The sequence below is a fragment of the Klebsiella michiganensis genome, assembly GCA_000963575.1.
In the GTDB taxonomy this organism is placed as follows: domain Bacteria; phylum Pseudomonadota; class Gammaproteobacteria; order Enterobacterales; family Enterobacteriaceae; genus Cedecea; species Cedecea michiganensis_A.
In genome coordinates this window covers 1,214,325-1,240,402 of sequence record CP011077.1, presented here as the reverse complement: position 1 = coordinate 1,240,402, position 26,078 = coordinate 1,214,325, and the positions used below count along the sequence as shown (strand labels likewise).

Genomic DNA, 26,078 nt, shown 5'->3' with positions numbered 1-26,078 from the left:
ATCATGGCAAAAGAACAAACGGACCGTACTACATTAGATCTGTTCGCGGACGAGCGTCGCCCCGGGCGGCCGAAAACCAATCCGCTCTCGCGCGATGAGCAATTGCGTATCAATAAACGCAATCAGCTTAAGCGCGACAAAGTGCGTGGTTTGAAGCGGGTCGAGCTAAAACTGAACAATGATGCGGTCGACGCCCTCAACCAGCTTGCTGACGCCCGTAACATCAGCCGCAGCGAACTGATCGAAGAGATGCTGCTCGAGCAGCTTAAAAACCTCGGGTAACACTTTTAGCCGCCCTGCGGGTTATCCGAAATCTCAAAAGGGTGAGCTAAACCATGTTGCAGACTGTGCACCCGGGCGTGATAGCTGTTTCCGCTGCTGGAGCTGTTCTGCTATGATTGCCCTATACGTGGGCATTGAACGGCCAGCATACTATTAAGTTTCAAGAGGTTATTTTACTCATGGCAATCGTAGGCATTTTTTTCGGCAGCGACACCGGTAACACCGAAAATATCGCGAAAATGATTCAAAAACAGCTCGGTAAAGACGTTGCTGAGGTGCATGACATTGCTAAAAGCAGCAAAGAAGATCTCGAAGGTTTCGACATTCTGTTGCTCGGCATCCCGACCTGGTACTACGGTGAAGCCCAGTGCGACTGGGATGATTTCTTCCCTACCCTCGAAGAAGTAGATTTCAACGGCAAGCTGGTGGCGCTGTTCGGCTGCGGCGACCAGGAAGACTATGCGGAATACTTCTGTGATGCGCTGGGCACCATTCGCGACATCATCGAGCCTCGCGGCGCAGCGATCGTCGGCCACTGGCCAACCGCTGGCTACCACTTTGAAGCGTCCAAAGGCCTGGCGGATGACGACAACTTTGTCGGCCTGGCTATCGACGAAGACCGTCAGCCAGAGCTGACCGCTGAACGCGTTGAGAAGTGGGTTAAACAAGTTTCTGAAGAACTGAATCTGGCCGATATCATTAACGCCTGATTTCTCTGGCGCAAATGCGGCATTTGCGCCATCTTGATAGCTTGCGGCAATGAAAATAATTGCTACAAGTTTGTAACTTTCTCGTACATCCCTGTACAATGTCTGCCTGATAGCTTGGCTGATAATTACTGTAAATGGCGACTCCGCCACGATTTTTCAGCCTTATTTTGCACCATACTTGCGGTTTCCATTTAGAAGTAGCAGTTCTATAATGAGACGCATTACTCTTAACGCTCACTGCAGTTTGAGCGAATCGTTAAGCAACAGGACAATTTCCGCATGACTGACAACAATACCGCATTAAAGAAGGCCGGCTTGAAAGTCACGCTTCCGCGATTAAAAATCCTCGAAGTGCTGCAAGAGCCGGTAAATCATCACGTCAGCGCGGAAGACTTATATAAACGTCTGATCGACATGGGCGAAGAAATTGGCCTGGCGACGGTCTACCGCGTACTGAACCAGTTTGATGATGCCGGGATCGTAACCCGCCACAATTTTGAAGGCGGCAAATCCGTTTTCGAGCTGACCCAGCAACATCACCACGATCACCTTATCTGCCTCGACTGCGGAAAAGTCATCGAGTTCAGCGATGATTCTATCGAATCTCGCCAGCGTGAAATTGCCGCGCGCCACGGTATTCGTCTGACCAACCACAGTCTCTATCTGTACGGACACTGTGCCGAAGGTGACTGCCGCGAAGATGACACTGCCCACGATCCTAAATAAGTAATCCGCATTAACAAACGCTGCTTCGGTGGCGTTTAAACGCAAAAACCGGCAGGTTTCCCTTGCCGGTTTTTTTATTAACTGAAAAATGAGATCAGCTGTTATTGGCGCGAATTTCCTGCCAAATCTTATCGCAACGCACCTTCACGGCCTCATCATTTCCGCTCTTTCTTGCCTGAATGCATTTCTGGTAATCCAGCACGTTCACCGTCTCTTTCTCAACAAACGCTTTATGCTGCTTTTCCTGGCGCAGAACGTTCAGCACGCTCTGGCAGGCTTCGATTTTATCCGGATTACCTTCCGCCGTATTGATACAGGCGCTATAGGCCTGCTTCAGGCGTGAATCTTCCGGAGGCGCCGGGGGTTGAACGCAGGCAGACAGCGTGAAAACAGCGGCGGTAACCAGCAGAATCTTTTTCATGTTCGGTTCCTTATAAAAAACGGGCGCTTACGCGCCCGGTTTCGCATCAGAAGATGGTGAACGGAGCAATCACGATGAATTTCACGTCACGCTCATCCTGGAAGATGTTGCCGTAACCACCGCCCCAGCTTGGGATGTCGGAGTGGTTGTCGTACTGAGTGAAGTGCAGTTTGAACAGCGTGCCTTTCGCACGGCCTTCCTGCACGGTATACATGGCATCGAGGCTGTAGGAAGACTCTTTGATCTTGTTGGAAGCGAGATCCTGGCGGTTGCCGGAAGCATCCAGCGCCCATGTGGATGGTTTGGCGTCCCACGCATAGACGTAAGAAGCACCGACAGCCCAACCCGGCAGGTTCCAGTTGCTCAGGTCATACATTGCGCCGAAGAACACGGCTTTTTCGCCGTTGGCGTTGAAGTCGGAGCGGTTATCCCACCACACATCCAGACGACCGTTGGAAGAAGCATAGGTTGGCGTCATACGCTGCAGGAAGTAACCCTGCTGGCCTTCTGCCTTCACCATAGTCCCTTCCAGACGCAGATCAACCTGGCCAATTTTATAGCCAAAGGTCAGCGCCTGAAGCCACGCGGTACCGTCATAGATATCGTTGATGGTGTTATTCGCGGCTTTATCACGAGTACCGTAGAACTGGTAGCTGGTGCTCAGCGGGCTGCCTGCAACGTCGAATTTGTAGCTGGCTTTAGCAAAGTATTGGTCAACAAAGCCCTGGGCCTGGCCGAATGCGGCTTCCAGAATCAGGTCATTTTTAAAGTCATACTTCGCGCCGATGGAGTGCAGGTAGTCAACTTTGGTCTTTTTGTCGTTCTGGTAGAACTTGTCGGTTTCCAGGTGCCATGGCGCTTTGTACTCGTTGGTCCACATGTAGGAGAAGCTCAGCGCACCGGCATCGCCGTAGTCGAATGCAGCACCGGCTTCAGCACCCTGATAGGTACCAGGCATGAAGCTCCAGTGTGGCGCTAACAGCGTTTGGCCTGTTGGCTGAATGTAACCTGCACGCGCCCATACCGGGCCGTACTTGAATTTGGCGGCTGCTTTATAAAGGCTGATGCCGCCTTTATCGCCGGAGTAGTCTTCGTCGTAGGTTTTATTTTTAGAGGAGAAAGCGATTTCGTTCGGGTGGCCACTGGCGCTGTCTTCGGCCATTTCAATGGCGGTGAAGGCGGCAATATCGAAACCAAACATATCGGCCGCATAGCCGGACTGGAAGTCGAGATTGGCGTTCCAGGTTGAGTGCGACAGGTTAGTTTTGTACTTACCGTCGGATACGTCTTTACGGTCACGTTCACGCTGCCAGTAATAAATGCCGCCGGTCAGCGTAGAGTCATCAACAAAGCCCGCGGCGCTAACCTGCGGAGCCACTACAAAGCCAGAAAGAGCGGTAACGCTTGCAATAGCAAGAGCAAGCGCACTACGTTTGCCACTAAACGTACGCATAGTTAAATTCCTCTTTGACGTAAAAATCATCGTCTGACGTGAAAAGCGCCATTGACGAAAAAAGTAAAATTGCCTGACGGCTAAAAGCGGTTTTTGCCTAACACACCCGCATTACTGCTGCTCATAGACTATTTTTCGCGACGCGAATTATCAATGACTTTGTATCAGAGATTTCCTGGAGTATGACAGAGAGCACATAATCTATGTGCATTTGTAACAAAATTGCGCAGCAGATTATTAATCCTGATTAAGACTGATTTTAAGAATAAAATTTCTTTGAGAGCGCTTTCATTATAAGCATCAGGAGATTACGGGGAAGACATTACTGGATGTAAGGGAACTCTCACAAAGATGTAAATGAGAATTAATTCGCATCGCGAATGTGTACGTAAGGTTAATGGTTAGTTAGCAGAAAGAAAAAACGCCGCATTGCGCGGCGCTTTTACCAGGCTGTTAGCGGCAATTATTCGCCGATTTTAGCCCAGGTATCACGCAGGCCAACGGTGCGGTTAAACACCAGTTTTTCTGCCGTCGCATAGCGGCTGTCCAGGCAGAAGTAACCTTCACGCTCGAACTGATATGCCTTACTTTTTTCCGCATTCTGCAGGCTAGGCTCAACGAAGCCCTGGCGGATAACGAGGGAATCTGCGTTGATGGTAGACAGGAAGTCTTCCGCAGCCCCTGGGTTCGCGACGCTAAACAGGCGGTCGTAAAGACGAATTTCAACCGGCAGCGCATGTGCAGCGCTCACCCAGTGAATAACGCCTTTCACCTTGCGACCATCCGCCGGATCTTTGCTCAGGGTTTCCTGATCGTAAGTGCAATACAGTTCGGTGATATTGCCTTCTGAATCTTTTTCTACGCGTTCGGCTTTAATCACATAGGCATTACGCAGGCGAACTTCTTTGCCCAGCACCAGGCGCTTGTACTGCTTGTTTGCTTCTTCGCGGAAGTCAGCCCGATCGATATAGACTTCACGGCTGAACGGCACTTCACGGCTACCCATCTCAGGTTTGTTTGGGTGATTCGGCATGGTGACCGTCTCTTCCTCACCCTCAGGGTAGTTAGTGATAATTACCTTTACCGGATCCAGAACGGCCATTGCACGCGGTGCATTCTCGTTGAGATCGTCACGGATGCAGGATTCCAGCGAAGCCATTTCAACGGTGTTGTCCTGCTTGGTAACGCCAATGCGCTTACAGAACTCGCGAATGGATGCTGCGGTATAGCCGCGGCGACGCAGGCCGGAGATAGTCGGCATACGCGGGTCATCCCAGCCTTCCACAATCTTCTCGGTTACCAGCAGGTTCAGCTTACGCTTGGACATGATGGCGTATTCGAGATTCAGGCGAGAAAACTCGTACTGACGCGGGTGAGCAGGGATCGTGATGTTGTCCAGCACCCAGTCATACAGGCGGCGGTTGTCCTGGAACTCCAGGGTACACAGCGAGTGCGTAATGCCTTCCAGCGCATCAGAAATACAGTGGGTGAAGTCGTACATCGGGTAGATGCACCACTTGCTGCCGGTCTGGTGGTGGTCGGCAAACTTAATGCGGTACAGCACCGGATCGCGCATGACGATAAACGGCGAGGCCATATCGATTTTAGCACGCAGGCAGGCGGTACCTTCGGCGAACTCACCGTTGCGCATTTTCTCGAACAGCGCGAGGTTTTCCTCAACGCTACGATCGCGGAACGGGCTGTTTTTGCCTGGTGCAGTCAGGGAGCCACGGTATTCACGAATTTGTTCCGGGCTCAGCTCATCAACATACGCCAGCCCTTTATTAATCAGCTCAACGGCATAGTTAAACAGCTGATCAAAATAGTCGGACGAATAACGCACGTTGCCGGACCAGTGGAAGCCCAGCCATTCAACGTCGTGTTTGATGGACTCTACGTATTCGATGTCTTCTTTTACCGGGTTTGTGTCATCGAAACGCAGGTTGCACTGTCCCTGGTAATCCTGGGCAATACCAAAGTTCAGGCAAATAGACTTGGCGTGGCCAATATGCAGATAGCCATTCGGCTCAGGCGGAAAACGGGTGCAAATACTGGTGTGCTTACCGTTCGCCAGGTCTTCATCAATAATCTGGCGAATAAAGTTAGTTGGGCGGGCTTCAGCCTCACTCATCGCGGGTTCCTCAAAGCGTATACCTTAGTTAACGGTGCATGATCTAATAAGCAGCCTCGGGAAACAACCTTTAGTTGCATAAATTAGGGTTATCCATATTTGTCTGCTGACCGACAATAAAAAAGCGGCTGACGATATACGCCAGCCGCTCAAGGCACAAATGCTTACTCAGGAGCGATTACTTGCCTTTAATCTCATACAGTGGCGTTTGACCCGCGACCACCTGACCTTTCGCCTGGATAACCAGACCGCTAAAGTCATCGATGTTGCTGCAAACTACCGGACTGATCATGGAGCGAGCGTTGGCGTTCAGGAAATCAAGATCCATTTCCAGAATCGGCTGGCCGGCGACCACGTCAGCCCCCTCTTCCACCAGACGCGTAAAGCCTTTGCCACCCAGAGCAACGGTATCGATGCCCATGTGAACCACAATTTCAGCGCCTTTTTCTGTTTCAAGGCAGAACGCGTGGTTGGTGTTGAAGATTTTTACGATAGTCCCGGCGGCTGGAGAAACCACGGTTTTGTCAGTCGGCTTAACGGCGACGCCATCCCCAACGGCTTTGCTGGCGAAAGCTTCGTCAGGCACCTGGTCCAGCTCAACGACGTCACCGGTTACCGGAGAAACCAGGGCAGCAATAGTCGTACTGGTCGCATTTGGTACAGCCTGTGGTTTAGCGGCTGGGGCCGGGGCTGCACCCGCAACAGGCGCGGCTGCTTCGACAGTACCCGCGGTTTTCATTGCGTTAGCAATTTTTTCTGCAGCGAAGCCAACGATGATCTGCACGCTGGTTTTGTTCAGGCGAATAACGCCCGTCGCACCCAGACGTTTAGCCAGCGCTTCGTTTACTACGGAAGAGTCTTTCACGCTCAGACGCAGACGAGTGATACAGGCATCAATACCGGTCAGGTTGGCAGAGCCACCTACCGCAGAGATGTACTGACGAGCCAGACCTGAAACGTCCTGGTTCGCATCGCCGCTCACATTCACGTCCTGGCCATCAGCTTCGTCACCGGCAACAGCCAGTTCACGGCCTGGGGTCAGCAGGTTGAATTTGGTGATGGTGAAACGGAACACCACGTAGTAAATAACGAAGAACACCAGGCCCTGAGGGATCAGCATGTACCATTTGGTTGCCAATGGGTTACGCACCCAAAGCATCATATCCACCAGACCTGCGCTGAAGCCAAAACCAGATATCCAGTGCATGCTTGCCGCGATAAATACGGAGATACCGGTCAGCACGGCGTGGATCACGTACAGTACCGGCGCAACGAACATGAAGGAGAATTCCAGCGGCTCGGTGATACCGGTGAAGAACGCGGCGAAAGCACCGGCCATCATGATACCCAGAACTTTCGCTTTATTTTCAGGACGTGCACAGTGATAGATGGCCAGCGCTGCACCCGGCAGACCGAACATCATGATCGGGAAGAAGCCCGCCTGGTAACGACCGGTGATACCGACAACCGCTTTACCTGCTTCGATGGACTGAGCGCCACCCAGGAAGTTAGGAATGTCGTTAATACCTGCCACGTCAAACCAGAACACGGAGTTCAGGGCGTGGTGCAGACCAACCGGGATCAGCAGACGGTTGAAGAAGGCATAGATACCTGCGCCTGCAGAACCGAGTTTTTGGATGTGCTCACCGAAGTTAACTAAAGCATCGAAGATCATCGGCCAGACGTACATCAAGATGAAGGCAACGGCAATCATCACGAAGGAGGTCAGGATAGGCACCAGACGACGGCCGCTGAAGAACGACAGCGCTTTCGGCAGCTCAACGCCGCTGAAGCGGTTGTAGAGTTCTGCAGAAATGATACCCACCAGAATACCGACGAACTGGTTTTCAATTTTGCCAAACGCCGCCGGAACCTGGTCCGCCGGAATTTTCTGGATCATCGCAACCGCTGCCGGTGAGCAGAGGGTGGTCAGAACCAGGAAGCCAACAAAGCCGGTCAGTGCAGCGGCACCGTCTTTGTCTTTGGACATGCCGTAAGCGACGCCGATGGCGAACAGCACGGACATGTGATCGATAATGGCGGAACCGGATTTGATCAACAGTGCAGCAAAGGCGTTATCTCCACCCCAACTGACTGGGTCAATCCAGTAACCAACCCCCATTAATATTGCTGCTGCTGGCAGTGTAGCCACTGGCACCATAAGTGCCCGGCCCACGCGCTGTAGATAACCTAGAATACTCACTTTATTCCCCCTATGAGACCCCGTTAAGGCTCGCTCAAGCAGTGTTTTTATTGTCTTACTTACATTGAATACACGGCGACGATTCACATCACACGGTGAAGTGTGAAAAAAATTAATTCGTACCGCAAATTAAACGCACCTTTTTTGTGATATTTATCACCAAATATCGCTTCAACCCTCCCCCTTCACTGGCTATCTCCGAAAACTTATTTTATGATTCAAAAAATCAAGACGGATTGATCCCTGTCGGTTCAGTATAAAAGTGGTTTACCCTTATGCTTATCGAGATCGATTCAGCTAACCCTATTTTTACTCTTAAACTATGAGGTGAATGATGAGACTGATTCCCCTGGCAACCCCGGCACAAGTCGGCAAATGGGCAGCTCGCCATATTGTAAATCGCATTAATGCATTCAAACCTACCGCGGACCGCCCTTTTGTTCTGGGTCTGCCAACCGGCGGCACGCCGCTGGAAGCTTACAAAGCACTGGTTGAGATGCATAAAGCAGGCCAGGTTAGCTTTAAGCACGTCGTTACGTTCAACATGGATGAATATGTCGGTCTGCCGAAGGAACATCCAGAAAGTTATTATACTTTCATGCACCGTAACTTCTTTGATCACGTTGATATCCCAGCAGAAAACATCAACCTGCTGAACGGCAATGCGGAAGATGTTGATGCTGAATGCCGCCGCTACGAAGAGAAAATCCGCTCCTACGGCAAAATTCACCTGTTCATGGGTGGCGTGGGCAACGACGGTCACATCGCGTTCAACGAACCCGCTTCTTCTCTGGCTTCCCGCACCCGTATTAAGACCCTGACCCATGACACCCGCGTGGCAAACTCCCGCTTCTTCGGCGGCGACGTGACTCAGGTGCCTAAATACGCGCTGACCGTTGGCGTAGGCACCCTGCTGGATGCAGAAGAAGTGATGATTCTGGTGCTGGGCGGCGTCAAAGCTCTGGCACTGCAGGCCGCCGTTGAAGGCAACGTTAACCATATGTGGACGATTACCTGCCTGCAGCTGCATCCGAAGGCTGTGATCGTGTGTGATGAGCCGTCCACCATGGAACTGAAAGTGAAAACGTTGAAGTATTTCAACGAGCTGGAAGCAGAAAACATCAAAGGCCTTTAAGGCCTGGCAGACCACTGGCGCGCCTCAAGCGCTAACCGCAAGGGCGTCAGTAGTCCCGGAAAATCAATGTATTGGTTTTCCAGCGTCAGTCATAAAGAGGAAGGTGTTTCGGCTTTTCCTCTTTATTAGCGATCTTACAGTCTTAAAGCACGACGTTACTCCCGGGGGTAGGATATGTATGCATTAATCCACGGTCGGATTTACACCGGCCACGAAATTCTGGATGACCACGCGGTAGTCATTGCCGATGGCCTGATTGAGCGAGTTTGCCCTGTTGATGCACTGCCAGCAGGTATTGAAACGCGCGATGTGGGCGGTGCCGTCATTGCCCCCGGTTTTATTGATGTTCAGCTGAACGGCTGCGGCGGCGTGCAGTTTAACGACACCGCAGAAGCCGTTTCTGTTGAAACGCTGGAAATCATGCAGAAAGCGAACGAACGTTCAGGCTGCACCAGCTACCTGCCAACGCTTATCACCACCAGCGACGAGCTGATGATGCAGGGCGTGAAAGTCATGCGCGAATATCTGGCGAAATACAGCCATCAGGCACTGGGCTTACACCTCGAAGGGCCGTGGCTCAATATCGTGAAGAAAGGGACGCACAACCCAGGTTTCGTCCGCAAGCCGGATGCGAAGCTGGTTGATTTCCTCTGCCAGAATGCCGATGTGATCACCAAAATCACCCTCGCGCCGGAAATGGTTGAGCCAGAAGTGATTCAGAAGCTGGTTGCGGCAGGCATCATCGTCTCGGCAGGCCACTCCAATGCAACGATTAAAGAAGCCAAAATTGGCTTCCGCGCCGGGATCACCTTCGCAACCCACCTTTTCAACGCGATGCCGTATATTACCGGCCGCGAACCGGGCCTTGCGGGCGCAATTTTTGATGAAGCTGACGTTTACTGTGGCATCATTGCTGATGGTCTGCATGTGGATTATGCGAACATCCGCACCGCAAAACGCGTGAAGGGCGATAAACTGTGCCTGGTTACCGACGCAACTGCTCCGGCAGGCGCCAACATCGAGCAGTTCATTTTTGCTGGTAAAACAATATACTACCGCGATGGTCTGTGCGTAGATGAGAACGGCACGCTGAGCGGCTCTGCACTGACAATGATTCAAGGCGTTCGTAATCTGGTAGAACACGCGGCCATCGCGCTGGATGAAGTCCTGCGTATGGCAACGCTTTACCCTGCTCGCGCCATGGGCGTGGATAAACATTTGGGTGCAATCGAAGCCGGTAAAGTGGCTAACCTGACCGTGTTTACCCGCGACTATAAAATTATCAAGACCATCGTTAATGGTAACGAGGTCGTAACTGAGTAAATAGCATGACGACTGGCGGACAAGCCCAAATTGGTAACGTTGACCTGGTAAAACAGCTGAATAGCGCGGCGGTCTACCGCCTGATTGATCAGCACGGTCCTATCTCGCGCATCCAGATTGCCGAACAAAGCCAGCTTGCGCCCGCCAGCGTCACAAAAATTACTCGTCAGCTTATTGAGCGCGGCCTGATCAAAGAAGTCGATCAGCAGGCCTCCACCGGCGGCCGCCGCGCTATATCCATTACCACCGAAACACGTAACTTCCATGCCATTGGCGTGCGACTTGGGCGCCACGACGCCACTATCACCCTGTTCGACCTGAGCGCGAAATCCATCGCCGAAGAACACTATCCGCTGCCGGAACGCACGCAGGAAACGCTCGAGCACGCGCTGCTCAACGCCATCAGCCATTTTATTGAAACCTGGCAGCGTAAGACCCGCGAACTTATCGCTATTTCTGTCATCCTGCCCGGGCTGGTTGACCCCGAAAGTGGCGTGATCCGCTATATGCCGCACATCGCCGTCAATAACTGGGCGCTGGTCGACAGCCTGGAAAAACGTTTCAAGGTGACCTGTTTTGTCGGCCATGATATTCGCAGCCTGGCGTTAGCCGAGCACTACTTCGGTGCAACCCACGACTGCGAAGACTCTATTTTGGTGCGCGTTCACCGCGGCACCGGGGCGGGCATCCTGTCAAACGGGCGGATTTTTATCGGTCGCAACGGGAACGTAGGCGAGATTGGCCACATCCAGGTAGATCCGCTGGGGGAGCGCTGCCACTGCGGCAACTTTGGCTGTCTGGAAACCATTGCCGCGAACGCCGCCATTGAAAAACGCGTGCGCCATCTACTGGAGCAAGGCTACAACAGCCGCCTGACGCTGGAAGATTGCAGTATTCAGGCAATTTGCAAAGCGGCCAATAAAGGCGATGCGCTGGCCTGTGAAGTGCTGGAACACGTAGGCCGCCATCTGGGGAAAGCCATCTCCATAGCCATTAACCTGTTTAATCCGCAAAAAGTCGTGCTGGCCGGCGAAATAATCGAAGCCGAAAAAGTGCTTCTGCCGGCCATCGAGGGCTGCATCAACACCCAGGTATTAAATGCCTTCCGTAAAAACTTGCCCATCGTCTGCTCAAAGCTGGACGATCGCTCGGCCATCGGGGCCTTTGCGCTGGTTAAGCGCTCAATGCTAAACGGCGTCTTACTTCAGCATTTGCTGGAAAGTTAATGCTGCCCAGGCAGCATTTTACGCTATAGTTACCGACTTCATTCCGTGAGCCAGAGTTGTTAATGACCACCATCCAGAACGTAATTTGTGATATCGACGGCGTGCTGATGCACGACAACGTCGCCGTGCCGGGCGCTAATGAATTTCTGGCACGTATTCTTGAAAAAGAAATGCCGCTGGTGCTGCTAACCAACTACCCTTCTCAGACCAGCCAGGATCTTGCCAACCGCTTTGCCTCCGCGGGCATCGACGTGCCGGAGAGCGTGTTTTACACCTCGGCCATGGCCACGGCCGATTTCCTCCGACGCCAGGAAGGTAAGAAAGCCTACGTCGTCGGGGAAGGGGCGCTGATTCACGAGCTCTACAAAGCTGGATTTACCATTACCGACATCAATCCTGACTTTGTTATCGTGGGTGAGACCCGCTCCTTTAACTGGGAAATGATGCATAAAGCCGCTTACTTCGTGGCGAACGGGGCGCGTTTTATTGCCACCAACCCTGACAGCCACGGTCACGGTTTTAGCCCGGCCTGCGGCGCGCTTTGCGCTGGCATTGAGAAAATCTCCGGTCGCGAGCCGTTTTATGTTGGTAAACCAAGTCCGTGGATTATTCGCGCGGCGCTTAACAAAATGCAGGCACATTCCGAGCAAACCGTTATCGTCGGCGATAACCTGCGTACGGACATTCTCGCGGGCTTCCAGGCCGGCCTTGAAACCATCCTTGTTCTGTCCGGCGTCTCCAGCCTGAACAACGTCGATGATATGCCGTTCCGGCCAAGCTGGATTTATCCTTCGGTTGCTGAAATCGATATTTTCTAATTCAGAATGCCGGCCCCGAGCCGGCATTTTTATGTATCGATAAAAAATCGCCGCGTAGACGAAGCAAACTTCAGTCCAAATTGTTAAAAATTGACGATCCGTTAATTTTCACGCCCAAAACATCATCATTTTTCATAAATCAGCAATCCTCACTGCACTATTTATTAGCTGAAAGCTAAAACCCTTGCATTCCCTTCAGCGATTGAGCATTTTCATTACTAAGCAACGCAGCAAAGCCGCAGGAAAAGCAAAACATCGGCAACGCAGCACCACAACTCAAATCGCTCAGGCAAGTGTACGGAGAAGTTATATGTGTTCTATCTTTGGCGTTCTGGATATCAAAACCGATGCAGTTGAATTGCGCAAAAAAGCGCTGGAATTATCACGCCTGATGCGCCACCGTGGCCCGGACTGGTCAGGTGTTTACGCCAGCGATAAAGCAATTCTTGTTCACGAACGTCTGTCCATTGTTGACGTCAACGCGGGCGCTCAGCCGCTGTACAACACTGAAAAAACTCACGCCCTGGCGGTTAACGGCGAAATCTACAACCATCAGGCTCTGCGCGCCGAATACGGCGACCGCTATACCTTCCAGACGGGTTCAGACTGTGAAGTCATCCTGGCGCTCTATCAGGAAAAAGGCCCGGAATTCCTTGATGATCTGCAGGGGATGTTTGCCTTCGCGCTTTACGACAGCGAGAAAGACGCCTACCTGATTGGCCGTGACCATATTGGCATTATCCCGCTGTATATGGGCCACGACGAGCACGGCAACCTGTATGTCGCTTCTGAAATGAAAGCGCTGGTGCCGGTGTGCCGCACCATCAAAGAGTTCCCTGCGGGCAGCTACCTGTGGAGCAAAGACGGCGAAATTCGCAGCTACTACCAGCGTGACTGGTTCAGCTATGAAGAAGTAAAAGACAACGTAACGGATAAAAACGCGCTGCGTCAGGCGCTGGAAGATTCCGTAAAAAGCCATCTGATGTCCGACGTACCTTATGGTGTACTGCTGTCAGGCGGGCTGGACTCTTCCGTTATCTCCGCTATCACCAAGAAGTTTGCCGCGCGCCGCGTAGAAGATGAAGAACGCAGCGAAGCCTGGTGGCCACAGCTGCACTCTTTCGCCGTCGGTCTGGAAGGTTCTCCTGACCTGAAAGCCGCGCAGGAAGTCGCCAACCACCTGGGCACGGTTCACCACGAGATCCACTTCACCGTGCAGGAAGGCCTGGATGCAATCCGCGATGTTATCTATCACATCGAAACTTACGATGTGACAACGATCCGCGCTTCAACACCTATGTACCTGATGTCGCGTAAAATCAAAGCGATGGGGATCAAGATGGTGCTGTCCGGGGAAGGTTCTGATGAGGTATTCGGCGGTTATCTGTACTTCCACAAAGCGCCAAACGCCAAAGAACTGCATGAAGAAACCGTGCGTAAACTGCAGGCCCTGCACATGTTTGACTGCGCCCGCGCCAACAAGGCGATGTCCGCCTGGGGCGTTGAAGCCCGCGTGCCGTTCCTGGATAAAAAGTTCCTCGATGTGGCAATGCGCATTAACCCGCAGGATAAAATGTGCGGCAACGGCAAAATGGAGAAGCATGTCCTGCGTGAGTGCTTCGAATCCTACCTGCCGGCAAGCGTGGCATGGCGCCAGAAAGAGCAGTTCTCCGACGGCGTCGGCTATAGCTGGATCGATACTCTGAAAGAAGTGGCCGCTGAGCAGATTAGCGACCAGCAGTTGGCCACCGCAGCCTACCGTTTCCCGTACAACACGCCGGGCTCTAAAGAGGCGTATTTGTACCGCGAAATCTTCGAAGAGCTGTTCCCGCTGCAGAGCGCGGCTGAATGTGTGCCGGGCGGCCCATCGGTGGCCTGTTCTTCTGCAAAAGCCATCGAATGGGATGAGTCGTTCAAAACCATGAACGATCCTTCAGGACGCGCGGTTGGTGTGCACCAGGCCGCCTATTAATCGCTGATTTAGCTTAAAACAACGGGCCTTATGGCCCGTTGTCGTTTCTGTATTCCTGCCGCAGCTTTATCCCTGTTTTTAACCGGAATTAAAAACAAAAACGTACGTTATTGTCGATATTTCAAGCAAGCTGTTCGCAAGTCATTCAAACGAGCATTCTGAGCGGGTTTTCGGGAAAAAACTAGTTGACGCTGTAGAGTCAACTCAGCATAATGCGCCCCGCAACGCCGATAAGGTAGCGCGTAAAAAGATGGCTACGTAGCTCAGCTGGTTAGAGCACATCACTCATAATGATGGGGTCACAGGTTCGAATCCCGTCGTAGCCACCATCTTTTTTATGCGGGAGTGGCGAAATTGGTAGACGCACCAGATTTAGGTTCTGGCGCCGCAAGGTGTGCGAGTTCAAGTCTCGCCTCCCGCACCATTTATCTCTCGCGTTGCACGGATGGGGTATCGCCAAGCGGTAAGGCACCGGTTTTTGATACCGGCATTCCCTGGTTCGAATCCAGGTACCCCAGCCATTATTTTTCGATACAAGCGGTTTACCGCGACGGTTATTGGGGTATCGCCAAGCGGTAAGGCACCGGTTTTTGATACCGGCATTCCCTGGTTCGAATCCAGGTACCCCAGCCATCGAAGAATATGATAAGGTCTGGCTACGTAGCTCAGCTGGTTAGAGCACATCACTCATAATGATGGGGTCACAGGTTCGAATCCCGTCGTAGCCACCATACAAAGGAATTATTGATTAAATTCGATAAGTCCAAAAAAATTGTTGGGGTATCGCCAAGCGGTAAGGCTCTGGTTTCTGATACCAGCATTCCGAGGTTCGAATCCTCGTACCCCAGCCAATTTTAAAGTCGTTAAGCAGCTTGTTTAACGCAATTGGGGTGTCGCCAAGCGGTAAGGCTCTGGTTTCTGATACCAGCATTCCGGGGTTCGAATCCCTGCACCCCAGCCACACAATGAAAAGCCCGCGCAAGCGGGCTTTTTGCTATCTGCTATTTAGTCAGCATCAGCAGAGCGGTAAACCGCCCTGCGCGTCTTCACTATAATCCGAGGGCGTATTTCAGCGCTTTTCGCTTCAGGCCACCCGCTCTTTCCGCCGCCATCAGTCCGATATTACGCACCACCCGAAGCGGCCCAAGATTATTGCTGAATCCCGCATAGAACAGATCCATTCCGCTCTGCATCAGGAAGTTATCCGCCTGACGGCGCAGCTGATAACGTTTCAGGATAGCCTCACTCGCCCAGACTTCAGCGTGGCTACGGGCATTGATCAGAACCTCAAGCAAAACATCCACGTCGCGATAACCGAGGTTTACGCCCTGCCCCGCCAAAGGGTGAATCGTATGCGCCGCGTCCCCTATCAGCGCCAGCCCTGGCTGGACATACTGCAAAGCGTGTCGGCGAGTCAGTGGAAATGCCCCGCTGGCCACCGGCGTAACCGCCCCGAGGCGCGCAGGGAAAGCTGCCGTAATCGCTTTTTGCAGCTGTGGCATATTCATCCCCTGCAGTTGCCGGATACGCGCCGGGGTGTCATACCAAACGAGCGAGGCCCAGTTATCGAATAATGGCAAGAAAGCGTGCGGCCCGGTCGGGGTGAAATGTTGCCAGGTGCTGTCGCCCGGCTCAAATTCGCATTTCACGGTAATCAACATACAGGCCTGACGATACTGCCAGGCATGCACGCCAATCCCCGCCCATTTTCTGACCTGGGAATTCGCGCCATCTGCGCCAATCACCATTTCAGCATTCAGTATGTCACTCTCATCAAACTCAAGCGCCCAGCCCGTGGGTTGGCGATGGATTTGCCGCAGCCTCGCCGGGCAGCATAGGGTGATATTCTGATGAGCTTCCAGCGCCTCCCAAAGTACGCGCTGCAGCACGTTATTCTCTACCATGAAACCCAGCTCGGGTAAGCCCAGCTCTGCGGCATCAAAACCAACGTGCGCGCTCTCCCATTCCCAGGTTTCCAGCCGCCGATAAGGATGCGCCCGCATCGCCAGCACCCTGTCCCAGACGCCAAGAGACTTGAGCAATCCAACCGATGCGCTGCTAATGGCAGAAATGCGGACATCCGGCTGGCTGTCGGGAACGAAGGCCTCAGGCGCGTGATGTTCAATCACCGTCACGCGAAAACCGTGCTGCGCCAGCCCCAGCGCTGCCGCCGCGCCGACCATACCACCGCCGACAACGGCTACTTCAATTGGTTGATTTGCCATAAGTCTCTTTCCTTCATTCATCTTTGCCAATTCTACTGGCTTTTCCCAGGCTGGTCACATCCATAGCAAAGCATTACACTATCCGGCTTAATTCCTGACTTCACCTTGAGCAATGGCAAGTCGATGACAAAAAAACTCCATATAAAAACCTGGGGCTGCCAGATGAACGAATACGATTCATCCAAGATGGCCGACCTGCTGGACAGCACCCACGGCTTTACGCTGACCGATAACGCGAATGAGGCGGACGTTCTGCTGCTGAACACTTGTTCGATTCGCGAAAAAGCACAGGAAAAGGTGTTTCACCTGCTGGGGCGCTGGAAGCATATCAAAGCTAAACGTCCGGACGTGATCATTGGCGTCGGCGGCTGCGTTGCCTCTCAGGAAGGGAAAAAGATCCGCCAGCGGGCGCACTATGTGGACATCGTTTTTGGCCCGCAAACCCTGCACCGCCTGCCAGAAATGATCAACCAGGTTCGCGGCACCCGCAGTCCGGTGGTGGACGTCAGCTTCCCGGAAATCGAAAAATTTGACCGCCTGCCTGAACCGAAAGCCGAAGGTCCGACCGCCTTCGTCTCCATCATGGAAGGCTGCAACAAATACTGCACTTATTGCGTGGTGCCGTACACGCGAGGGGAAGAAGTTAGCCGCCCTTGCGACGATATTCTGTTTGAAATCGCTCAGTTGGCGGAACAGGGCGTGCGTGAAGTTAACCTGCTGGGCCAAAACGTTAACGCATACCGCGGCGCGGCTTATGACGGCGGGATCTGCTCATTTGCCGAGCTTCTGCGCCTGGTCGCGGCGATTGACGGCATCGACCGCATTCGCTTCACCACCAGCCACCCGATTGAATTTACCGATGACATTATCGAAGTGTATCGCGATACCCCAGAGTTGGTCAGCTTCCTGCATTTGCCTATTCAAAGCGGTGCCGACCGGGTGCTGAATATGATGGGCCGCACGCATACCGCCCTCGAGTATAAATCGACTATTCGCAAGCTGCGCGCTGCGCGCCCGGACATCCAGATCAGCTCAGACTTTATCGTGGGCTTCCCGGGTGAAACGAGCCAGGACTTCGAGCAGACCATGAAGCTGATTGCCGATGTCAACTTTGACACCAGCTTTAGCTTTATCTTCTCTGCTCGTCCAGGCACCCCGGCGGCGGATATGGTAGATGACGTCCCGGAAGATGAGAAAAAGCAGCGCCTTTATATCCTGCAGGATCGAATTAACCAGCAGGTAATGGAATGGAGCCGTAAAATGCTGGGCACGGTGCAGCGCATTCTGGTAGAAGGCACTTCGCGTAAAAGCATTATGCAGCTGTCCGGCCGCACCGAGAATAACCGCGTGGTGAACTTCGAAGGGACGCCGGATATGGTGGGGAAATTCGTGGATGTTGAAATCACCGAAGTCCTGACCAATTCCCTGCGGGCGAAGCTGGTGCGCACGGAAAGCGAAATGGGCCTGCGTATTGCTGAAACCCCGGCATCCGTCATTGCTCGTACCCGCAAAGAGAATGACATTGGAGTAGGGACCTACCAGCCTTAATCTTCTTCACTACCTGCCGGAATGCGACTTTCAGGTTCCGGCAGGCAGTCTCATTGTTTGCCCTTGCATTATGAAGACATCACCCAAATATCAATGCCGACGCTTGCGCCATCGCGCTGCGGGATAAATAATTTCCCTGTAGCCGCGCCGTATTTTCGGCTATGCGAGACTGTTTTACTCTAACTGGCCCCGAGTGACCCAGAGGATAAGTTTGAATATCGAAACACATGAATTAACGCTTGAACCGGCGGATAACGCCCGTCTGCTTAGTCTGTGCGGCCCTTTTGATGACAATATCAAACAGCTGGAGCGCCGACTGGGGATTGAAATCAACCGTCGTGACAATCACTTCCGGCTCACCGGTCGTGAGCTTTCCGTTAACGCCGCTGCGGATATTCTGCGCCATCTGTACGTAGACACCGCGCCAATGCGTGGCCAAAGCCAGGATATCGATCCGGAGCAAATTCATCTGGCTATTAAAGAAAGCCGGGTGCTGGAGCAAACGGCCGACAGCGTGCCGGATTACGGTAAAGCTATCCATATCAAAACTAAGCGCGGCGTGATTAAGCCACGCACGCCTAATCAGGCGCAGTACATCGCGAATATTCTCGACCACGACATCACCTTCGGCATTGGGCCTGCAGGAACGGGGAAAACCTATCTTGCCGTTGCCGCCGCGGTTGATGCGCTGGAGCGCCAGGAGATCCGCCGTATTCTGCTGACCCGCCCGGCGGTTGAAGCCGGTGAAAAATTAGGCTTCCTGCCGGGGGATTTGAGCCAGAAGGTTGACCCTTACCTGCGCCCTCTTTACGACGCACTTTTTGAAATGCTGGGCTTTGAGAAAGTCGAAAAGCTGATTGAGCGCAACGTTATCGAAGTGGCGCCGCTTGCCTACATGCGCGGCCGTACCCTGAACGATGCCTTTGTCATTCTCGATGAAAGCCAGAACACCACCACAGAACAGATGAAAATGTTCCTGACCCGCATTGGCTTCAACTCCAAAGCGGTTATCACCGGCGACGTGACGCAAATTGACCTGCCGCGTAACCTCAAATCCGGCTTACGTCATGCCATCGACGTCTTGTCCGAGGTGGATGAAATCAGCTTCAACTTCCTTAACAGTGAAGACGTGGTGCGCCACCCGGTTGTGGCTCGTATCGTTAACGCCTATGAAGCCTGGGAAACCGCCGATCAAAAACGCAAAGATGAGCTTGCCGCCGAGCGTAAACGCGAAGCCCTTGCCCTGCAGGCCAGCGCTCAGGAGAGCAAATGAGTCAGGTTATTCTAGATTTACAGGTTGCCTGCGAGGCAGAAAGCGGCCTGCCGGATGAAGCACAAATTCAGCGCTGGCTGGATGCGGTGATTCCTCAGTTTCAGCCAGAGTCAGAGGTCACCGTTCGTCTGGTGGATGAAGCCGAAAGCCACAACCTGAACCTGACCTATCGCGGTAAAGATAAACCCACCAATGTGCTCTCTTTTCCCTTTGAAGCCCCGCCGGGAATTGAGCTCCCGCTGCTGGGTGACCTGATCATCTGCCGTCAGGTGGTTGAACAGGAAGCCAAAGAACAAGAGAAGCCGCTGGACGCCCACTGGGCACATATGGTTGTACACGGTAGCCTGCATCTGCTTGGCTACGACCACATCGAAGACGATGAGGCCGAAGAGATGGAAGCGCTGGAAACAGAGATAATGCTTGCTCTTGGGTATGCCGATCCGTACATTGCCGAGAAAGAGTAGTCGGCCCGGGGCTTTCCCTTTGCCGCCCTCACGCGCAGGCAGCGCACCACAAAGCTGCCTGTTAGTATTTGATTTATATGAGGCCTAAAACCTAACGCCATGAGCGACGACAATTCACAGAATAGTGACACGCCGGAAGCCAAAAAGGGATTCTTCTCCCTCATTCTCAACCAGCTGTTTCACGGTGAACCGAAAAACCGTGACGATCTGCTGACGCTTATTCGTGATTCTGAGCAAAACTCTCTGATAGACCAGGACACCCGCGACATGCTCGAAGGGGTGATGGATATTGCCGACCAACGTGTCCGCGACATCATGATCCCTCGTTCGCAGATGGTCACGCTCAAACACAACCAGACGCTGGACGAGTGCCTCGACGTTATTATCGATTCCGCTCACTCCCGCTTCCCGGTCATAAGCGAAGACAAAGATCACATCGAAGGGATTCTGATGGCGAAAGATCTGCTGCCGTTTATGCGCAGCGACTCTGAGCCTTTCAGCATGGAAAAAGTGTTACGTCAGGTGGTTGTCGTGCCTGAAAGCAAGCGGGTCGACCGCATGCTGAAAGAGTTTCGTCAGCAGCGCTATCATATGGCGATTGTGATTGATGAATTTGGCGGTGTTTCAGGTCTCGTGACTATCGAAGATATTCTCGAACTGATTGTCGGGGAAATCGAAGACGAATACGACGACGAGGAAGACGGCGATTTCCGTCAGCTGAGCCGTCATACGTGGACGGTCCGCGCCCTCGCCTCTATTGAAGACTTCAACGATACCTTCGACACGCACTTTAGTGATGAAGAAGTCGACACCATCGGCGGCCTGGTGATGCAAGCCTTTGGGCATCTGCCGGCCCGGGGCGAAACCATTGAAATAGATGGTTACCAGTTCAAAGTCGCCATGGCCGATAGCCGTCGTATTATTCAGGTTCATGTCAGAATTCCGGACGACTCGCCGCAACCTAAACTGGACGAATAACTCAGCTATGGCTATAGCTCAACTTCTTCAACGCCAGCGCATTCGCCTGCTGCTGGCGCTTTTCTTTGGGGCCTGCGGAACGCTGGCTTTTTCCCCTTATGATTTTTGGCCCGCGGCCATTGTCTCGCTGGCTGGTTTACAGGGGCTAACGCTAAACCGTCGCTCGGTGCAAAGCGCCGCGATTGGCTTCTTCTGGGGTCTTGGGCTGTTCGGCAGCGGCGTTAACTGGGTCTACGTGAGCATTGCACAGTTTGGCGGTATGCCGGGCCCGGTGAACGTATTCCTGGTCGTACTGCTGGCCGCTTATCTGTCGCTCTATACCGGTCTGTTCGCCGGCGTACTCAGTAAGCTTTGGCCGAAAACAACCTGGTGGCGCGTGGCCATTGCCGCTCCGGTCGTCTGGCAAATTACCGAATTCCTGCGCGGCTGGGTGCTGACCGGCTTCCCGTGGCTGCAGTTTGGCTACAGCCAGATAGATGGCCCATTGAAAGGCATTGCGCCGATTTTTGGGGTCGACACCATCACCTTCCTGCTGATGATCATCAGTGGCCTTCTGGTTTATGCCTTGCAGGCGCGGAAGTGGGTGCCCGCCGCGGTATCCGCCGCGTTGCTGCTTCTGCCCTGGCCGCTGCGCAGCATCCAGTGGTTCCAGCCACAGGCAGAGCGTTCCGTTGACGTGGCAATGGTACAAGGCAACATTCCTCAGTCCCTGAAATGGAATGAAAGCCAGCTGCTGGACACGCTGAAAATTTATCTGGATAAAACAGAACCGGAGATGGGCAAAGCGAAGCTTATCATCTGGCCGGAATCGGCTATCTCCGATCTGGAAATTAATCAGCAGCAGTTCCTGACCATGATGGACGATCTGCTGCGGGCCAAACACAGCTCGTTAATTACCGGTATCGTTGATGCCCGCCTTAACAAGCAAAACCGGTACGACACCTACAACACCATTATCACGCTCGGGGAGGGTAGCCCTTACAGCTACACCAGCCGTAATCGCTACAACAAAAATCACCTTGTGCCATTCGGTGAGTTTGTGCCGCTTGAATCGATTCTGCGCCCACTGGCACCGTTCTTCGATCTGCCCATGTCATCGTTCAGCCGTGGGCCGTATGTTCAGCCGCAGCTGCTCTCAAACGGCGTTAAGCTGACGGCAGCAATCTGCTACGAGATAATCCTGGGTGAACAGGTTCGGGACAATTTCCGGCCGGATACGGACTTCCTGCTGACTATCTCCAACGATGCCTGGTTCGGTAAATCTATCGGCCCATGGCAACACCTGCAGATGGCGCGTATGCGTTCGCTGGAGCTGGGGCGCCCTCTGCTACGCAGCACCAACAACGGCGTAACCGCGGTGGTCAACGCCGAAGGTGATATCACTAATATTATTCCGCAGTTCACTCGCGAAGTGCTGGAGGCGAAAGTCACGCCAACCACTGGCTTAACGCCTTATGCACGCTTCGGCTTCTGGCCGCTGTGGCTGATTACCGCGTTATTCGGCTTCACCGCTCTGGTGATGAGCCTGCGTAACCGCCACAAAAAGTAACACGCCCTTCTCGCCCATAAAGGCCGGCAAATTTGCTGGCCTTTTTCATTTCTGGCACAAGCTTTGCTAGAGATTAATAGTAGAAATCAAATAGCTGGCGAAAAGCCGCCCTGCGGCCTGCCCGTATCGGGCAGTAAAAAATGCATGCACCAAAAAGCGACACGGCAAGCACCAATATAGTGCACGGGCATATCTTTGCCTTTAAACGGTGCGGCGCGCTTCGCAAAAATAAACATCTTATTAGCAATTTCTTTACATTCAGCTAGGTTAGATGCTAACAAAAGAGCATGACATGACGCTTTTCGCAGCATGAAAAAACAACAAAACACAACACTCACATCGGATACCGGTGCCTCCTCTGGCACTAAGATTAAGGAGTTGGATATGCAATTACGTAAACTGGCCACGGCAATGCTGGTGATGGGCATGAGCGCAACAATGGTTCATGCAGAAGACGCTAAGCCTCAGCAGTCAACGCTGGATAAAATCAAAGCCAACGGCGTTATCGTGGTCGGCCACCGTGAATCATCTGTACCTTTCTCTTACTACGACAACCAGCAGAAAGTGGTTGGTTACTCCCAGGACTACTCTAACGCCATCGTAGAAGCGGTGAAAAAGCAGCTGAATAAGCCTGACCTGCAGGTGAAACTGATCCCAATCACCTCTCAGAACCGTATTCCGCTGCTGCAAAACGGCACTTTCGATTTTGAATGTGGTTCCACCACCAACAACGTGGAACGTCAAAAACAAGCCGCGTTCTCCGACACAATCTTCGTTGTCGGCACCCGCTTGCTGGTGAAAAAAGGTGGCCCAATTAAGGACTTCCCTGATCTGAAAGGGAAAACCGTTGTTGTTACCTCCGGCACAACTTCCGAAATTCTGCTCAACAAGCTGAACGACGAGCAGAAAATGGGCATGCGTATTATCAGCGCCAAAGACCACGGGGACTCCTTCCGTACCCTGGAAAGCGGTCGTGCCGTTGCCTTTATGATGGATGATGCTCTGCTGGCCGGTGAACGCGCGAAAGCCAAACAGCCGGATAACTGGGAGATCGTCGGCAAGCCGCAGTCTCAGTAAGCTTACGGCTGTATGCTGCGTAAAGATGATTCAGAGTTTAAAAAGCTGATGGATACCACCATCGCTCAGGCACAAACTTCCGGTGAAGCCGCGAAATGGTTTGATAAATGGTTCAAACAACCAATTCCACCGAAGAACCTCAACATGAACTTCGATCTTTCTGACGAAATGAAAGCGCTGTTCAAGGAACCAAACGACAAAGCTCTCAACTAATTAGAAACACAGGGGCCGGAAAAATCCGCCCTCCCGATTGACGAACTGAAGCCAGGACAGACTATGCGTTGGTGGGTCGTTCCCCCACCGGCGTGAAGGTGCCAAAAAACGCAGGCAAAGATCTGCTTCAAGGCACCGGCTTCTCATCAATCTTCGAGGGTAGCCTGCGCTACCCTCTTTTTTTTATCTCGGAGTAAGTTATGTCTATAGACTGGAACTGGGGAATCTTTTTACAGCCCGCCCCGTTCGGCAACACAACCTATCTGGGCTGGATTTGGAATGGCTTCCAGGTCACCGTCGCCCTGTCAATAACCGCATGGATCATTGCTTTTTTGGTAGGGTCTCTGTTTGGTATTTTGCGTACGGTCCCTAACAAATTCCTGTCCGGGCTAGGTACGCTTTACGTTGAACTGTTTCGCAACGTTCCCCTGATAGTCCAATTCTTTACCTGGTATCTGGTGGTGCCTGAACTGCTGCCGGAAAGCATCGGCATGTGGTTTAAGTCCGAGCTGGATCCCAATATTCAGTTTTTCCTCTCGTCAATGATTTGTCTGGGGCTGTTTACCGCCGCTCGCGTCTGCGAACAGGTGCGTGCCGCAATTCAATCCCTGCCTCGTGGGCAGAAGAACGCGGCCCTGGCAATGGGGCTAACGCTGCCGCAGGCCTATCGCTATGTGCTGCTGCCTAACGCCTATCGCGTCATCGTGCCGCCAATGACGTCCGAAATGATGAACCTGGTGAAAAACTCGGCCATCGCTTCAACCATTGGTCTGGTGGATATGGCTGCACAGGCAGGCAAGCTGCTGGATTACTCGGCGCACGCCTATGAATCCTTCACGGCGATTACCCTGGCTTACGTGCTTATCAACGCCATCATCATGGGCGTGATGTATGTGGTAGAACGTAAAATTCGCCTGCCGGGCAATATGGGAGGCAAATAATGCACGATTTTGACTGGAGTTCGATTCTGCCTGCCCTGCCTTTCTTAATGCAAGGGCTGGTTATTACCCTCAAAATCACCGTTACGGCGGTGGTGATCGGCATTCTTTGGGGCACACTGCTGGCGGTCATGCGCCTGTCGAGCTTCAAGCCGATTGCATGGTTTGCCACCGTCTACGTGAACGTATTCCGTTCCGTGCCGCTGGTGATGGTGCTGCTGTGGTTCTACCTCGTCGTGCCGGGTTTCCTGCAGTCGGTACTTGGCCTGTCGCCGAAAACCGATATTCGCCTGATTTCCGCGATGGTCGCCTTCTCTATGTTTGAAGCCGCCTACTATTCAGAAATCATTCGCGCCGGTATTCAGAGTATTTCCAGAGGGCAGTCAAATGCCGCCCTGGCGCTGGGTATGACCCACTGGCAGTCGATGAAACTCATCATCTTGCCGCAGGCCTTCCGCGCCATGGTGCCCCTGCTGTTAACCCAGGGTATCGTTTTGTTCCAGGATACCTCGCTGGTGTACGTTTTAAGCCTGGCAGACTTCTTCCGCACCGCCTCCACCATCGGCGAGCGTGACGGTACACAGGTCGAGATGATCCTGTTTGCCGGCCTGGTCTATTTTGTGATTAGCCTCAGTGCATCGCTGTTGGTCAGCTACTTGAAGAAAAGGACTGTGTAATGATTACCCTGAAAAATGTTTCTAAATGGTATGGTCACTTTCAGGTGCTGACCGAGTGCTCCACCGAAGTGAAGAAAGGCGAAGTTGTCGTCGTTTGCGGCCCTTCCGGCTCCGGCAAATCCACGCTGATTAAAACCGTCAACGGCCTCGAGCCGGTGCAAAAAGGTGAAATCCTTGTAAACGGTACTCAGGTGAACGATAAGAAAACCAATCTGGCGCAGCTCCGCTCCCACGTTGGTATGGTGTTCCAGCACTTTGAGCTGTTTCCTCACCTGTCGATCATCGAAAACCTGACGCTTGCCCAGGTCAAAGTGCTGAAGCGTGATAAAGCCGCCTCCCGCGCCAAAGGGTTAAAATTACTCGAGCGCGTAGGGCTCGCAGCCCATGCCGATAAATATCCGGCACAGCTTTCTGGCGGCCAGCAGCAACGCGTCGCGATTGCCCGCGCCCTGTGCATGGATCCTATCGCAATGCTGTTTGATGAGCCGACCTCTGCACTCGATCCGGAAATGATCAACGAAGTACTGGACGTGATGGTTGAGCTGGCCAATGAAGGCATGACCATGATGGTGGTAACCCACGAAATGGGCTTTGCCCGTAAAGTGGCTAACCGCGTGATCTTTATGGATGAAGGCAAGATTGTCGAAGACTCAAACAAAGATGATTTCTTCAATAATCCTCAGTCAGAACGCGCCAAAGACTTCCTGGCGAAGATCCTGCATTAAACGAACCGCAC

General features: G+C 52.8%; 21 protein-coding genes, 7 tRNA genes and 1 pseudogene. 24 read left to right on the top strand and 5 right to left on the bottom strand.

From position 1 onward, the window contains the following. The first annotated feature begins 3 nt into the window (after positions 1-3). The 3 genes from VW41_05885 to fur all read left to right on the top strand — a co-directional run bounded on the left by VW41_05885 (position 4) and on the right by fur (position 1,718). Positions 4-282, top strand: a complete 279-nt coding sequence (locus VW41_05885) for a LexA regulated protein (GenBank protein AJZ91876.1) — start codon at positions 4-6, stop codon at positions 280-282. Between the two features lie 116 nt (positions 283-398). Continuing rightward, positions 399-992 (top strand): flavodoxin FldA, encoded by a 594-nt coding sequence (locus tag VW41_05880; protein AJZ88591.1) that lies wholly within the window; start codon positions 399-401, stop codon positions 990-992. Between the two features lie 279 nt (positions 993-1,271). Then, positions 1,272-1,718, top strand: a complete 447-nt coding sequence (gene fur, locus VW41_05875; protein ID AJZ88590.1) for a ferric uptake regulator — start codon at positions 1,272-1,274, stop codon at positions 1,716-1,718. 94 nt (positions 1,719-1,812) lie between these two features. Here fur and VW41_05870 read toward each other — a convergent pair whose 3' ends face one another. The 4 genes from VW41_05870 to VW41_05855 form a co-directional block, all read right to left on the bottom strand. Next, entirely contained in the window at positions 1,813-2,139 is a 327-nt protein-coding gene (locus VW41_05870; protein AJZ88589.1) for a hypothetical protein, read from the bottom strand. A 46-nt stretch (positions 2,140-2,185) separates the two neighbouring features. Next, positions 2,186-3,592, bottom strand: a complete 1,407-nt coding sequence (gene chiP / locus VW41_05865; GenBank protein ID AJZ88588.1) for a chitoporin — start codon at positions 3,590-3,592, stop codon at positions 2,186-2,188. A 463-nt stretch (positions 3,593-4,055) separates the two neighbouring features. Beyond that, complete coding sequence (locus tag VW41_05860; GenBank protein AJZ88587.1) at positions 4,056-5,723, bottom strand: glutamate--tRNA ligase; 1,668 nt, start codon at positions 5,721-5,723, stop codon at positions 4,056-4,058. Positions 5,724-5,901: 178 nt separating this feature from the next. Beyond that, complete coding sequence (locus VW41_05855) at positions 5,902-7,884, bottom strand: PTS N-acetyl glucosamine transporter subunits IIABC (protein AJZ88586.1); 1,983 nt, start codon at positions 7,882-7,884, stop codon at positions 5,902-5,904. A gap of 376 nt (positions 7,885-8,260) precedes the next feature. Between VW41_05855 and nagB the strand changes: the two genes are divergently transcribed. The 12 genes from nagB (at position 8,261) to VW41_05795 (ending at position 15,361) form a co-directional block, all read left to right on the top strand. Then, entirely contained in the window at positions 8,261-9,061 is an 801-nt protein-coding gene (gene nagB / locus VW41_05850; GenBank protein AJZ88585.1) for a glucosamine-6-phosphate deaminase, read from the top strand. 174 nt (positions 9,062-9,235) lie between these two features. Continuing rightward, positions 9,236-10,384 (top strand): N-acetylglucosamine-6-phosphate deacetylase, encoded by a 1,149-nt coding sequence (gene nagA / locus VW41_05845; protein AJZ88584.1) that lies wholly within the window; start codon positions 9,236-9,238, stop codon positions 10,382-10,384. Between the two features lie 5 nt (positions 10,385-10,389). Then, on the top strand, positions 10,390-11,610 hold the full coding sequence (locus VW41_05840; GenBank protein ID AJZ88583.1) for a transcriptional regulator: 1,221 nt from the start codon (positions 10,390-10,392) through the stop codon (positions 11,608-11,610). A gap of 62 nt (positions 11,611-11,672) precedes the next feature. Further along, a complete protein-coding gene (locus VW41_05835) occupies positions 11,673-12,428 on the top strand; it encodes a UMP phosphatase (protein ID AJZ88582.1) in 756 nt (251 codons plus the stop codon). 310 nt (positions 12,429-12,738) lie between these two features. Then, the gene (gene asnB / locus VW41_05830) at positions 12,739-14,400 is read left to right on the top strand and encodes an asparagine synthetase B (protein ID AJZ88581.1); all 1,662 of its coding nucleotides are present in this window, start codon (positions 12,739-12,741) and stop codon (positions 14,398-14,400) included. 252 nt (positions 14,401-14,652) lie between these two features. After that, positions 14,653-14,729 (top strand) — tRNA-Met (locus VW41_05825). Positions 14,730-14,739: 10 nt separating this feature from the next. Then, positions 14,740-14,824, top strand: a tRNA-Leu gene (locus VW41_05820). Between the two features lie 22 nt (positions 14,825-14,846). Next, positions 14,847-14,921 (top strand) — tRNA-Gln (locus tag VW41_05815). A gap of 37 nt (positions 14,922-14,958) precedes the next feature. Then, positions 14,959-15,033: transfer RNA gene (locus VW41_05810), tRNA-Gln, on the top strand. Positions 15,034-15,054: 21 nt separating this feature from the next. After that, a tRNA-Met gene (locus VW41_05805) sits at positions 15,055-15,131 on the top strand. Positions 15,132-15,176: 45 nt separating this feature from the next. After that, a tRNA-Gln gene (locus VW41_05800) sits at positions 15,177-15,251 on the top strand. A 35-nt stretch (positions 15,252-15,286) separates the two neighbouring features. Beyond that, positions 15,287-15,361 (top strand) — tRNA-Gln (locus VW41_05795). 88 nt (positions 15,362-15,449) lie between these two features. Here the strand turns inward: VW41_05795 and ubiF are convergent. After that, positions 15,450-16,625 (bottom strand): 2-octaprenyl-3-methyl-6-methoxy-1,4-benzoquinol hydroxylase, encoded by a 1,176-nt coding sequence (gene ubiF / locus VW41_05790; GenBank protein ID AJZ88580.1) that lies wholly within the window; start codon positions 16,623-16,625, stop codon positions 15,450-15,452. Positions 16,626-16,748: 123 nt separating this feature from the next. Here ubiF and VW41_05785 point away from each other — a divergent pair, with 123 nt between their 5' ends. From VW41_05785 to artP, 9 genes and pseudogenes are all read left to right on the top strand, one after another. Next, on the top strand, positions 16,749-18,173 hold the full coding sequence (locus VW41_05785; protein ID AJZ88579.1) for a (dimethylallyl)adenosine tRNA methylthiotransferase: 1,425 nt from the start codon (positions 16,749-16,751) through the stop codon (positions 18,171-18,173). 211 nt (positions 18,174-18,384) lie between these two features. Then, entirely contained in the window at positions 18,385-19,446 is a 1,062-nt protein-coding gene (locus tag VW41_05780) for a nucleoside triphosphate hydrolase (GenBank protein AJZ88578.1), read from the top strand. Then, positions 19,443-19,910 (top strand): metal-binding heat shock protein, encoded by a 468-nt coding sequence (locus VW41_05775; protein AJZ88577.1) that lies wholly within the window; start codon positions 19,443-19,445, stop codon positions 19,908-19,910. The genes VW41_05780 and VW41_05775 overlap by 4 nt, the downstream gene beginning before the upstream one ends. A gap of 99 nt (positions 19,911-20,009) precedes the next feature. After that, complete coding sequence (locus VW41_05770) at positions 20,010-20,888, top strand: magnesium/cobalt efflux protein CorC (protein ID AJZ88576.1); 879 nt, start codon at positions 20,010-20,012, stop codon at positions 20,886-20,888. Positions 20,889-20,895: 7 nt separating this feature from the next. Further along, positions 20,896-22,437, top strand: a complete 1,542-nt coding sequence (gene lnt, locus VW41_05765) for an apolipoprotein acyltransferase (protein AJZ88575.1) — start codon at positions 20,896-20,898, stop codon at positions 22,435-22,437. 384 nt (positions 22,438-22,821) lie between these two features. After that, positions 22,822-23,727, top strand: a pseudogene (locus VW41_05760) (amino acid transporter). Between the two features lie 200 nt (positions 23,728-23,927). Beyond that, positions 23,928-24,668 (top strand): amino acid ABC transporter permease, encoded by a 741-nt coding sequence (locus tag VW41_05755; protein AJZ88574.1) that lies wholly within the window; start codon positions 23,928-23,930, stop codon positions 24,666-24,668. Further along, a complete protein-coding gene (locus tag VW41_05750) occupies positions 24,668-25,342 on the top strand; it encodes an amino acid ABC transporter permease (GenBank protein ID AJZ88573.1) in 675 nt (224 codons plus the stop codon). The genes VW41_05755 and VW41_05750 overlap by 1 nt, the downstream gene beginning before the upstream one ends. Continuing rightward, entirely contained in the window at positions 25,342-26,067 is a 726-nt protein-coding gene (artP, locus tag VW41_05745) for an arginine transporter ATP-binding subunit (protein AJZ88572.1), read from the top strand. Before VW41_05750 ends, artP begins: the two co-directional genes overlap by 1 nt. Positions 26,068-26,078: the final 11 nt, after the last annotated feature.

Coding starts and splice junctions, on each gene's coding strand:
- asnB (AJZ88581.1), top strand. CDS start 12,739: ATGTGTTCTATCTTTGGCGTTCTGGATATCAAAACCGATGCAGTTGAA.
- VW41_05870 (AJZ88589.1), bottom strand. CDS start 2,139: ATGAAAAAGATTCTGCTGGTTACCGCCGCTGTTTTCACGCTGTCTGCC.
- chiP (AJZ88588.1), bottom strand. CDS start 3,592: ATGCGTACGTTTAGTGGCAAACGTAGTGCGCTTGCTCTTGCTATTGCA.
- VW41_05840 (AJZ88583.1), top strand. CDS start 10,390: ATGACGACTGGCGGACAAGCCCAAATTGGTAACGTTGACCTGGTAAAA.
- fur (AJZ88590.1), top strand. CDS start 1,272: ATGACTGACAACAATACCGCATTAAAGAAGGCCGGCTTGAAAGTCACG.
- VW41_05785 (AJZ88579.1), top strand. CDS start 16,749: ATGACAAAAAAACTCCATATAAAAACCTGGGGCTGCCAGATGAACGAA.
- VW41_05775 (AJZ88577.1), top strand. CDS start 19,443: ATGAGTCAGGTTATTCTAGATTTACAGGTTGCCTGCGAGGCAGAAAGC.
- ubiF (AJZ88580.1), bottom strand. CDS start 16,625: ATGGCAAATCAACCAATTGAAGTAGCCGTTGTCGGCGGTGGTATGGTC.
- nagA (AJZ88584.1), top strand. CDS start 9,236: ATGTATGCATTAATCCACGGTCGGATTTACACCGGCCACGAAATTCTG.
- VW41_05835 (AJZ88582.1), top strand. CDS start 11,673: ATGACCACCATCCAGAACGTAATTTGTGATATCGACGGCGTGCTGATG.
- VW41_05860 (AJZ88587.1), bottom strand. CDS start 5,723: ATGAGTGAGGCTGAAGCCCGCCCAACTAACTTTATTCGCCAGATTATT.
- VW41_05855 (AJZ88586.1), bottom strand. CDS start 7,884: ATGGTGCCAGTGGCTACACTGCCAGCAGCAGCAATATTAATGGGGGTT.
- VW41_05755 (AJZ88574.1), top strand. CDS start 23,928: ATGTCTATAGACTGGAACTGGGGAATCTTTTTACAGCCCGCCCCGTTC.
- artP (AJZ88572.1), top strand. CDS start 25,342: ATGATTACCCTGAAAAATGTTTCTAAATGGTATGGTCACTTTCAGGTG.
- VW41_05885 (AJZ91876.1), top strand. CDS start 4: ATGGCAAAAGAACAAACGGACCGTACTACATTAGATCTGTTCGCGGAC.
- nagB (AJZ88585.1), top strand. CDS start 8,261: ATGAGACTGATTCCCCTGGCAACCCCGGCACAAGTCGGCAAATGGGCA.
- VW41_05750 (AJZ88573.1), top strand. CDS start 24,668: ATGCACGATTTTGACTGGAGTTCGATTCTGCCTGCCCTGCCTTTCTTA.
- VW41_05770 (AJZ88576.1), top strand. CDS start 20,010: ATGAGCGACGACAATTCACAGAATAGTGACACGCCGGAAGCCAAAAAG.
- lnt (AJZ88575.1), top strand. CDS start 20,896: ATGGCTATAGCTCAACTTCTTCAACGCCAGCGCATTCGCCTGCTGCTG.